General features: G+C 33.7%; 5 protein-coding genes. All 5 read left to right on the top strand.

Going from position 1 to position 4892, the window contains the following annotated elements:
• Positions 1-228 precede the first annotated feature (228 nt).
• The 5 genes from tagU (at position 229) to rfbB (ending at position 4725) form a co-directional block, all read left to right on the top strand.
• Complete coding sequence (gene tagU / locus CN514_RS16325; protein ID WP_483295019.1) at positions 229-1182, top strand: polyisoprenyl-teichoic acid--peptidoglycan teichoic acid transferase TagU; 954 nt, start codon at positions 229-231, stop codon at positions 1180-1182.
• Positions 1183-1393: 211 nt separating this feature from the next.
• The gene (rfbA, locus tag CN514_RS16320; RefSeq protein WP_098233496.1) at positions 1394-2272 is read left to right on the top strand and encodes a glucose-1-phosphate thymidylyltransferase RfbA; all 879 of its coding nucleotides are present in this window, start codon (positions 1394-1396) and stop codon (positions 2270-2272) included.
• Positions 2273-2290: 18 nt separating this feature from the next.
• Positions 2291-2851, top strand: coding sequence for a dTDP-4-dehydrorhamnose 3,5-epimerase (gene rfbC / locus CN514_RS16315; protein ID WP_098233495.1), 561 nt, complete (start codon positions 2291-2293; stop codon positions 2849-2851).
• Positions 2852-2856: 5 nt separating this feature from the next.
• Positions 2857-3717 (top strand): dTDP-4-dehydrorhamnose reductase, encoded by an 861-nt coding sequence (gene rfbD, locus CN514_RS16310; RefSeq protein ID WP_098233494.1) that lies wholly within the window; start codon positions 2857-2859, stop codon positions 3715-3717.
• Between the two features lie 3 nt (positions 3718-3720).
• The gene (gene rfbB / locus CN514_RS16305; protein WP_098233493.1) at positions 3721-4725 is read left to right on the top strand and encodes a dTDP-glucose 4,6-dehydratase; all 1005 of its coding nucleotides are present in this window, start codon (positions 3721-3723) and stop codon (positions 4723-4725) included.
• Positions 4726-4892 lie beyond the last annotated feature (167 nt).

The raw sequence follows: 4892 nt of genomic DNA, 5'->3' as shown, positions 1-4892 counted from the left end.
AGTTAACATTTAATAAATAGTTTAAATACATAAGAGTTGTAGTTAGATTTTTATCTATACAAATGTTTAAATAGTAATTAAATAATAGATTTTAGATGACAAATGTATTCACAGAAATATTATAATAAGAAATGCTAAATGAATTGATAAATTTATTAAACATTAATATTAAGTTGTTTAATTATTAATTTTAAAAAAATGACCATTTGTAATTGAAGGAGAAAATAAGTGTCCAGATCAGAAAAAAGCTCATCTAAAAAAATGTCCACAGCAAAAAAAGTACTAATAATCGTACTAAGTGTACTAGTTGTCATCGGTTTAGGAATAGGCGGTTATGCATATTCAATTTACCACAATGTAAATAAAACAACAGACGTAATCTATAAAGACATAAAGAAAACAGATAAACGAAAAGAAGAAGTAAATGTTGAAAAGAAAGAACCGTTCTCTATTTTACTATTAGGGGTTGATCATCGTCCTGGTGATAAAGGTCGTTCGGATTCGATGATGGTGTTGACAGTTAATCCGAATACAAATACAACTAAAATGGTTAGTATTCCACGTGATACAAGAACAGAAATTGTTGGAAAAGGTAAAGAAGATAAAATTAACCATGCATATGCATTTGGCGGAATTCAAATGTCTGTTGATACAGTTGAAAACTTCTTGAACATTCCTATCGATTATTATCTTGAAGTTAATATGGAAGGCTTTAAGGATATCGTTGAAGCAGTAGGTGGGGTTGATGTAAATAATGACTTAGACTTTACTTATGAAGGTGTTCACTTTACGAAAGGACCAATTCATTTAAATGGTGTAGATGCCTTAAAGTTTTCTCGTATGCGTAAGTTAGATCCACGTGGTGACTTTGGTCGAGAGCTTCGTCAAAGAGAAATTCTTGAAGCGGTTATTAAACAGGGAGCTTCAATTTCTTCTTTAACAAACTATCAATCGATTTTACAAGCAATTCAAAAGAATGTTGTAACAAATATCACTTTAAATGATATGGTTTCGATTCAAAAGGATTACCGTCAGGCTGCGCAAAATATTAGTAAGACCCAAGTCAAAGGTGAAGGCAAGATGATTGATAAAATTTATTATTTTATTGTATCCAAACAAGAAAAAGATAGTATATCTAATGATCTTCGTCAGCACTTAGAATTACCTTCAGAAACAAAATAATATCTAAACTCAAGAACCACCGTTAAAAGATAACTTTTTAACGGTGGTTCTTTTTTTATGTCTTTTTTACCTCTAGGCCCCTACTTTATTCCACATAGAATTCCACTGGATTTACCATTTCATTCCAATGTCCTAAGAATTTAACCTACACAACCCCTTAACCACCATCATAATAATATATATATTCCTAAATGTTTAGGAGGTCTTTGCGATAAAAGGGATTATACTTGCAGGTGGTAGTGGTACTCGACTTTATCCATTAACGATGGTGACTAGCAAGCAGCTATTGCCTGTGTATGATAAACCAATGATTTATTATCCGTTATCAACTTTAATGTTGGCCGGTATTAGAGAGATTTTAATTATATCGACTCCAGAGGATTTACCTCGTTTTGAGGCTTTGTTAGGTGATGGTTCTCAATTTGGAGTTTCGTTGAAATATAAAGTACAACCTAGTCCAGATGGGTTGGCTCAAGCGTTTATTATTGGTGACGATTTTATAGGAAACGACTCTGTTGCGATGATATTAGGTGACAATATTTATTATGGCAGCGGGTTGCGTAGTATTTTGAAGAAAGCGGCAATGAAAGAAAAAGGTGCTACGGTGTTCGGTTATCATGTACAGGATCCTGAGCGATTTGGTGTTGTTGAATTTGATGAGTCTGGGAAAGTTTTGAGCATTGAAGAAAAGCCAGTGGATCCGAAATCAAATTATGCAGTAACGGGATTGTATTTTTACGATAATCGTGTCATTGAGATTGCTAAAAATGTAAAACCATCCAATCGTGGAGAATTGGAGATTACTTCTGTAAATGAAGCTTATTTAAACTTGGGTGAATTAGAAGTTGAGTTATTGGGTCGCGGTTATACATGGTTAGATACTGGAACGCATGAAAGTTTAGTGTCGGCAACAAATTTTGTCAAAACAATTGAAGAGCATCAAGGGATTAAAATTTCTGCTCCAGAAGAGGTCGCTTATATTAATGGATGGATCGATAAAGAACAGTTATTACGTTTAAGCGAATCACTTAGTAAAACAAGTTATGGTAACTATTTACGAAAAGTTGCAAATGGTGAGATTAAATATTAGCTTAAGGGGTCATTATCCATGAAAATTACAGAAACTTTTATAAAAGGAATTGTAGTTATTGAACCAACTGTTTTTGGTGATCACCGTGGTTGGTTTATGGAAACATATAATGATTCAAAAATGAAGGATTTTGGGGTGAATTTAAATTTTGTTCAAGATAATCAATCATTTTCTGCATTGAAGGGGACACTGCGCGGTTTACATTATCAGCTGTCTCCAAAAGCACAAACGAAGTTAGTTCGTTGTACAAGGGGTTCCATTTTTGATGTCGCTGTCGATATTCGAAAAGGGAGTCCGACATACGGGAAGTGGTTTGGAATTGAGTTAAGTGCCGAAAATAAAAAACAATTAATGATTCCCAAAGGATTTGCTCACGGTTTTATGACTTTAACAGATGATGTGGAAGTCCAATATAAAGTTGATGAGCTATATTCACCTGAATGTGATCGTGGCATTGTTTGGAATGACCCGGTAATTCAGGTGCAATGGCCAATCAATATTTCTCCATTATTATCTGCAAAGGATAAAATCGCACCATTATTAAAAGATGCTGAAAATAATTTTTTCTATAAGGAGTAATAGATATGAAGGTTTTAGTAACTGGTTACGGTGGGCAGTTAGGCTATGATGTCGTTAAAGAATGTGAGCGTCATGGTTTAGATGTTAGGGGCTGCGGCCGACAGGAGCTTGATATTACTAAGAGAGAATCAGTATTTTCTATAGTAGATTCATATAAACCAGATGTTATTATCCACTGCGCTGCCTATACAGCGGTAGACAAAGCTGAAGATGATAAAGAGAATTGCTGGAATGTGAATGTTGAAGGAACGAGATATTTAGTTGAAGCTGCGAAAAAGCATCATGCAAAATTCATTTATATTAGTACAGACTATGTATTTAATGGGAATGGTGAAAGTTCTTTTAATGAAGATGACCAACCGGATCCAATCGGATATTATGGATTAACAAAGTATGAAGGTGAAAAAGTTGTTCAATCATTCATCGAAAACTATTTCATCATTCGTATTTCGTGGGTATTTGGTGTTAATGGGAATAATTTTATTAAAACAATGTTAAGATTATCAGAAACTAGAGATGAATTAAATATCGTCGGAGATCAGATCGGTTCACCAACCTATACAGTTGATTTGGCTAGATTAATAGTAGATTTAAGTAAATCTGATAAATATGGAATCTATCATGCAACAAATGAAGGCTTTACTAGTTGGGCTGATTTTGCAAAAGAAATCTTCAAACAAACCGACAGTAAAACTTTAGTAAAATCGATTGCATCCGAGGACTACCCTACTCGAGCAGCTAGACCGAAAAATTCGAGATTATCAAAACAAAAGCTAGTAGAAAATGGCTTTCAACCCTTACCTTCATGGCAGGACGCATTAGCTAGATATTTAGTTCAATTTAAAAAAAGAGACGAGGTTCAGTGAAACATGAAAGTAGCCGTTACAGGTGGTGCCGGATTTATCGGTGGAAACTTTGTTCAATACATGATCAATAAATACCAATCCTATTCAATATACAATCTAGATGCTTTAACCTATGCAGGTGACTTAACAAAGCATAAAAACATCGAACAAAATGAAAACTATCATTTTATCAAAATTGATATTTCAAATCATGAAGAAATCATGACATTATTTAAAAAAGAAAAGTTCGACTATGTCATCCACTTCGCAGCAGAAAGTCATGTCGATCGCTCAATAGTAGACCCAGGTATATTCGTGACAACAAATGTATTAGGAACTCAAGTTTTACTAGATGCTTCAAAAGCGATAAACGTTAAGAAATTTGTACATGTATCTACAGATGAAGTGTATGGTGATCTAGATTTTGACCCTACAACCTTTTTTACAGAAGATACACCTCTACAACCGAATAGTCCATACTCTGCAAGTAAAGCATCATCTGACTTATTAGTTCGTGCCTATCATGAAACATATGGATTTCCTATGAATATCACACGTTGTTCAAATAATTATGGACCATATCACTTTCCAGAGAAGTTAATTCCATTAACAATTTCTCGTGTATTAAATGACCAAAAAGTTCCTGTTTATGGTACTGGTGAAAATATTCGCGACTGGTTACATGTTCTTGATCATTGCTCTGCGATCGATTTAGTTTTGCATAAAGGAGAAAATGGGGAAGTTTACAATATTGGTGGACATAATGAGCGTACAAACTTAGAAGTCGTTAAAACAATCATTTCAGCACTTGGTAAATCTGAAGACTTAATTGAATTCGTTAAAGATCGTTTAGGTCATGATAAACGATATGCGATTGACCCTAGTAAATTAGAAAAACTAGGATGGAAGCCAATTTATAATTTCGACACGGGAATAGCTCAAACTGTGCGGTGGTATGTGGAAAATAAAGAATGGTGGGAAAGAATCATTTCTGGTGAGTATAGGAAGTATAATGTAGATGGTATTTAAAAGAACAATAATTTATATCGAATGCCACTGCATAATTGCAGTGGCATTTTTTAATATAATCCTAGATTAGTATGAAGTCAAAAGAGGGTTGTAAGAGTCGTGAATTTGAAATATTTAGAATACATCTTTAGTTGTACTTTTATGGTATAATCAAATTATTATTAAAA

It is taken from the genome of Bacillus sp. AFS001701, assembly GCF_002559405.1.
Lineage (GTDB): Bacteria > Bacillota > Bacilli > Bacillales > Bacillaceae_G > Gottfriedia.
Note: the sequence above shows the minus strand (reverse complement) of the source record. Positions and strands in the feature narration are given on the sequence as shown.